The sequence below is a fragment of the Streptomyces sp. NPDC058662 genome, from assembly GCF_042716255.1.
Taxonomy (GTDB): domain Bacteria; phylum Actinomycetota; class Actinomycetes; order Streptomycetales; family Streptomycetaceae; genus Streptomyces.
In genome coordinates, this window is the sequence record NZ_JBHXRU010000185.1 from 1 (window position 1) to 5295 (window position 5295).

Annotated in this window: 6 protein-coding genes; 1 reads left to right on the forward strand and 5 read right to left on the reverse strand. The window is 72.7% G+C overall.

Annotated elements, in window-relative coordinates; genetic code table 11:
• Positions 1–479: 479 nt before the first annotated feature.
• The 5 genes from proC to ACFWUQ_RS31070 form a co-directional block, all read right to left on the reverse strand.
• Positions 480–1289, reverse strand: a complete 810-nt coding sequence (proC, locus tag ACFWUQ_RS31050) for a pyrroline-5-carboxylate reductase (RefSeq protein ID WP_384544685.1) — start codon at positions 1287–1289, stop codon at positions 480–482.
• Positions 1290–1417: 128 nt separating this feature from the next.
• A complete protein-coding gene (locus ACFWUQ_RS31055; protein WP_384544687.1) occupies positions 1418–2239 on the reverse strand; it encodes an ABC transporter permease in 822 nt (273 codons plus the stop codon).
• Entirely contained in the window at positions 2236–3096 is an 861-nt protein-coding gene (locus tag ACFWUQ_RS31060) for an ABC transporter ATP-binding protein (protein ID WP_384544689.1), read from the reverse strand. Before ACFWUQ_RS31060 ends, ACFWUQ_RS31055 begins: the two co-directional genes overlap by 4 nt.
• A gap of 183 nt (positions 3097–3279) precedes the next feature.
• A complete protein-coding gene (locus ACFWUQ_RS31065; RefSeq protein ID WP_384544691.1) occupies positions 3280–3816 on the reverse strand; it encodes a hypothetical protein in 537 nt (178 codons plus the stop codon).
• 67 nt (positions 3817–3883) lie between these two features.
• The gene (locus ACFWUQ_RS31070; RefSeq protein ID WP_384544693.1) at positions 3884–4186 is read right to left on the reverse strand and encodes an SH3 domain-containing protein; all 303 of its coding nucleotides are present in this window, start codon (positions 4184–4186) and stop codon (positions 3884–3886) included.
• 106 nt (positions 4187–4292) lie between these two features.
• Here ACFWUQ_RS31070 and ACFWUQ_RS31075 point away from each other — a divergent pair.
• Positions 4293–5295: serine/threonine-protein kinase (locus ACFWUQ_RS31075; RefSeq protein ID WP_384544695.1), on the forward strand; the 1003-nt coding region annotated here is incomplete at its 3' end.

Here is a 5295-nt window from a genome sequence, read left to right on the forward strand (position 1 = left end):
TTCTGCGTTTCCGACTCTATCAGACTCTTTCGTGTCCGATTCCCGGTCGAAGCGGGTTTCGCTTTCCAGGTTTCCGCTTTCGCGTTTCCCTTTCCAACGACTCCGACTCTATCAGACCCTTTCGGGCCTGACCCCCAGTCAGCGGGGTTTGCCTTCCGGGCTGTTGGGCCCTTTCGACGAGTGAGACAGTAGCGGATTCCTCGCCGTCGAACCTAATCGGCGGCTGCGTCCTGGAACGCGGATTCCTCATTCGCAAACACGCATGAAAACGGCACGACACAGTGCGTCGTTCGTTCGAATGTGTGGTGCGGGATGGCTGTCCGGGGACCGACCGGGGTCGGCGCTCACTTCGGACAACTCGAAGAACCTTACGGATCTGGCACATGTGTGTCAACCCTCGCCGGGCGAGGACTCGGAGCCGCGGCACCCCTGCGGGGTCCCGTACCCGGACCGGCGCTCGTACCGCTGCCGCGGGGCCGTCAGCTGTTGCCGGAGGCGAGCTCGCGGCTGCGGTCGCGGGCCGCTTCGAGGGCGGCGATCAGGGCCGCGCGGACGCCGTGCTTCTCCAACTCCACGATCGCGTTGATCGTCGTACCGGCGGGAGAGGTGACGGCCTCGCGGAGCTTGACCGGGTGCTCGCCGCTGTCGCGGAGCATCACGGCGGCGCCGATGGCGGCCTGGACGATCAGGTCGTGCGCCTGGGCGCGCGGCAGGCCGAGGAGGATGCCGGCGTCGGTCATGGCCTCGACGAGGAAGTAGAAGTAGGCGGGGCCGGAGCCGGAGAGGGCGGTGGCCGCGTCCTGCTGTGACTCGGGGACGCGCAGGGTCTTGCCGACGCTGCCGAAGATCTCCTCGGTGTGGAGGAGGTGGGCGGCGGTGGCGTGGCTGCCGGCGGAGATGACGGACATGGCCTCGTCGACGAGGGCCGGGGTGTTCGTCATGACGCGGACGACGGGGGTGCCGGGCGCGAACCTCTCCTCGAAGAAGGAGGTGGGGACGCCGGCGGCGCCGCTGATGACCAGGCGGTCGGTGGGGACGTGCGGGGCGAGCTCGTCGAGGAGCTTGCCCATGTCCTGCGGCTTGACCGTGAGGATGAGGGTGTCCGCGCGCTTGGCCGCTTCGGCATTGCCGACCGCCTCGACGCCGTAGCGGGTACGGAGCTCCTCGGCGCGTTCGGCGCGGCGGGCGGTGACGAGGAGCTTGGAGGCGGGCCAGCCGCCGCGGATCATTCCGCTGAGCAGGGCCTCGCCGATCTTGCCGGTACCGAGGACTGCGACTGTCTGGGTCATGCCCGATTCACCTCGCCTGGGGGCCCCTCCCGGCGTGGCCGGGGGAGTTCTTGCCCGCGTACTGCGGATACGTCCTCATCCTCGCACTCGGCGGCCGACGGGCGGGCTGGATGTCCGGCCTGTGGGCGTCAGGGCGTGCGGCGGCGCAGGGTGGCCGCGCCGAGGGCCAGGACGAGCAGGGCGCAGCCGGCGACCACGGCGGCGTCGCGGACGAAGGCGGCCGTCATGTCGGTGTGCGTGAGGACCTGGGTCATGCCGTCGACGGCGTAGGACATGGGCAGTGCGTGGGAGAGGCCTTCGAGGACCGGGTGCATGGTTTCGCGGGCGGCGAAGAGCCCGCACAGCAGCAGTTGGGGGAAGATCACCGCCGGCATGAACTGGACGGCCTGGAACTCGGACGCCGCGAAGGCGGAGACGAAGAGGCCGAGGGCGGTCCCGAGGAGCGCGTCGAGCAGGGCGACGAGCAGGAGCAGCCAGGGGGAGCCGACGACGTCGAGGCCGAGGACCCACAGGGCGAGGGCGGTGGCGAGGACGGACTGGACGACGGCCACGGCGCCGAAGGCGAGGGCGTAGCCGGCGATGAGGTCGCCCTTGCCCAGCGGCATGGCGAGGAGGCGTTCGAGGGTGCCGGAGGTGCGCTCGCGCAGGGTGGCGATGGACGTCACCAGGAACATCGTGATCAGCGGGAAGATGCCGAGGAGGCCGGCGCCGACGCTGTCGAAGGTGCGGGGGCTGCCGTCGAAGACGAAGCGGAGCAGCGTCAGCATCAGTACGGGGACCAGGAGCATCAGCGCGATGGAGCGCGGGTCGTGGCGCAGCTGGCGCAGGACGCGGCCCGCGGTGGCGGCCGTACGGGAGAGGGCGGGCGCGAGGCGCGGTGCGGCTGGGCGGTGGCCGGGGGGCGGGGGGCCCGCCGGGGACGGGCTGCTGGTCGTGGGGACGGCGTTCATCGGCTCTGCTCCCGGGCGGTGGTGGTGGCGGTGGCTTGGACAGGGGCGGTGCCTGTGGCCGTGGCGTTGGCGTCGGCGTTGGCGTCGTCGACGAGGCGGAGGAAGCCCTCCTCGACCGTGGCCGAGTGGGTGCGGGTGCGCAGGGCGTCGGGGGTGCCGTGGGCGAGGATCCGGCCCTCGCGCATCAGCAGCAGGTCGTGGCACCGCTCGGCCTCGTCCATCACGTGGGAGGAGACGAGGATCGTGGTGCCGCGGGTGGCGGTGAGGTCGTGGAAGAGGCTCCACAGGTCGCGGCGCAGGACGGGGTCGAGGCCGACCGTGGGTTCGTCGAGGACCAGCAGCTCGGGGGTGCCGAGCAGGGCGACGGCGAGGGAGACGCGGCTGCGCTGGCCTCCGGAGAGCCGGCCGGCGAGGGCGTCGGCGCGGGAGCCCAGGTCGACGTCGGTGAGGGCGCGGGCGACGGCGTCGGCGCGGCGGTGGGAGGCGGCGCGGCCGGGGTCGAGGACGGCGGCGAAGTAGTCGAGGTTCTGGCGGACGGTGAGGTCGTCGTAGACGGAGGGCGCCTGGGTGACGTAGCCGATGCGGGAGCGGAGCCCGGGGTGGCCGGCGGGGTGGCCGAGGACGTCGAGGGTGCCGGTGACGTGGGCCTGGGTGCCGACGACAGCGCGCATCAGGGTGGACTTGCCGCAGCCGGAAGGGCCGAGGAGGCCGGTGATGCGGCCTCGGGGGACGTCGAAGGCGATGTCGTCGAGGACGGTGCGGAGGGTGCGGGAGGTGCCGCGGCGGACGGTCAGGGCGGTGGCGTGCACGGCGGGCGGGGGTGGGGGCGGGGTCCCGGCGGGCGAGTTATTCATCATGTGATGAATAATGCGCCTGGGGGTTCCGGTCGTCAACAGGTCGGGACGGGCGGCCTGCGGCCCGCCGCACGCGGACGCCCGGCACCGCCGGTCGTGCCGGGCGGCGCGGAAGGGCTTCGCCCGGGCCGTGCCGCACGTGGCGGCGGGGCCGGACGGGGGGACGTGAGGGCGGGGGCGGGCGGGCTACTTCTTGCGCTTCGGGCGGCGCGCGGCGGGGTTGCCCGTACGGGTGTTGCGGCGGCGGAGGAATTCGGCCGAGGCGCGCTCGTACTCGGCGCGGCGCAGCTTCTCGCCCGGCGCCTCGACCAGGGAGCGGATGAAGTAGGCGATGAGGGAGCCGATGAAGCCGATGGCCTTGAGGCCCTTGAGCGCCGCCTCGTCGGAGGACGGCGCCGGGCGGCGGCTGTACGACTCCCAGGTCTTGCCGAAGGCGATGGAGCTGGCGATCGCGAAGAGGACGACGACGGAGATGCTCAGGAACGGGCCGACATGGCCGAGCTCCAGACCCTCGTAGGCGAAGCGCAGCAGGTACGCGGCGCTGAAGGCCCCGGCGAGCGAGCCGACGGCGACGCCGACGCGGCGCAGGGCGTAGCCGCCGTCGTGCTTGAGCCAGGTGGTACCGAAGAAGCGGATCGGCTCGGGCTCGGGGCCGGTGGGAGCCGTCGCGGCCGGGGCCGGGGCCGCTCCGGCGGGGGTCTGGTCTCGCTGGTCGTCGCTCACACCAGCGATTATCCCCCGCCGTGCGGTCCGGGCCGGTCGCGTCTCGCGTGGCGGAACGGCGCGGCGGTCAGGCGCAGCGTCCGGCGACGTAGCCGTCGCTGCCCGTCTTCACGTAGGCGTCGGAGACGAAGCGGCCGTTGCCGATGCAGTCCCAGATGTTGGTGGTGCCGTACGGGCCGCTGATGTTCGTACCGGGGCACTGGCAGCGGATCGTGACGTACCCGCCGGCCGGCAGGACGTCGATGATCGAGTAGTTGGTGCCGGGACCGCTGCGCACGTTGACCCGGTAGCCGGGCGCGAGCGGGAACGTGGGAAGGCTTGAGGTGGCGTCGGCGGCCAGGACTTGGCTTGAATCGTTCTCAACGGACATGCGAGAAATCCCCCCTTGGGCGTTGCTCGGCGCAACGCGCGCAGGGTAGCAGGACCTTGGATGTCCGCAGGGGCCATGGACTAGGCTCCGGCGGGGGTGGTGAGCGGTGCATTCGCGGCGCGCGGACTACGCGGGATTTCCGGAGTACGCCGGGCAGTACCGGCTCGAATCCGTGCTCGGATCCGGCGGTATGGGGGTCGTCCATCTGGCCGTCTCCAGCTCCGGGCTGAAACTCGCCGTCAAGGTCGTACACGCCGAGCACGCCGCGGATCCGGAGTTCCGGGCCCGGTTCCGCCAGGAGGTCGCGGCCGCCCGGCGGGTGAGCGGGGCGTTCACCGCGCCCGTCGTGGACGCGGATCCCGATGCGGAACGGCCCTGGATGGCCACGCTCTTCATCGACGCGCCGACCCTGGCGGAGCGGGTACGGGAACGGGTGCTTGACTCCGTCGAGCTGACCCGGCTGGCCGCGGGCCTGGCCGAGGCCCTGCGGGACATCCACCGTGCGGGCGTCGTGCACCGGGACCTGAAACCGAGCAATGTGCTGATGGCTCCGGACGGGGTGCGGGTGATCGACTTCGGCATCTCGCGTCCGACCGACAGCGACCTGCGGACCGAGACGGGCAAGCTGATCGGGACGCCGCCGTTCATGGCGCCGGAGCAGTTCCAGCGGCCCCGCGACGTGGGGACCGCCGCCGACGTGTTCGCGCTGGGGGCGGTCCTGGTCCACGCGGCGACCGGGCGGGGGCCCTTCGACTCCGACAGCCACTACCTGGTGGCGTACCAAGTGGTGCACAGCGAGCCCGACCTCGCGGGACTGCCTCGGCGGCTCGCCCCCATCGTGGCCCGGTGCCTGGCGAAGGATCCCGCCGAGCGGCCCACGGCTGACGCGCTGATCGCGGAGATGCGCGCCGTGGCCTATCCCACCGCCGAGGACACCCAGGCCTTCATCCCGCGGCCGCGCGGGCCGTCGGCGCGGCCGGGCGCGGCGCACGGGGAGCCCACGCACCGGCGGGAGCGGATCGCGACGGACGCGCCGGACGCGCCGGACGCCGTGGGTACGGCGGACGCGGCCGGCGCGGCCGGCGGTCGGCGCCGGCGCCGGTCGGCGC

What these genes read in the sequence shown, in the direction of transcription:
- proC (WP_384544685.1), bottom strand. Translation starts at nt 1,289, where the DNA reads ATGACCCAGACAGTCGCAGTCCTCGGTACCGGCAAGATCGGCGAGGCC.
- ACFWUQ_RS31055 (WP_384544687.1), bottom strand. Translation starts at nt 2,239, where the DNA reads ATGAACGCCGTCCCCACGACCAGCAGCCCGTCCCCGGCGGGCCCCCCG.
- ACFWUQ_RS31060 (WP_384544689.1), bottom strand. Translation starts at nt 3,096, where the DNA reads ATGATGAATAACTCGCCCGCCGGGACCCCGCCCCCACCCCCGCCCGCC.
- ACFWUQ_RS31070 (WP_384544693.1), bottom strand. Translation starts at nt 4,186, where the DNA reads ATGTCCGTTGAGAACGATTCAAGCCAAGTCCTGGCCGCCGACGCCACC.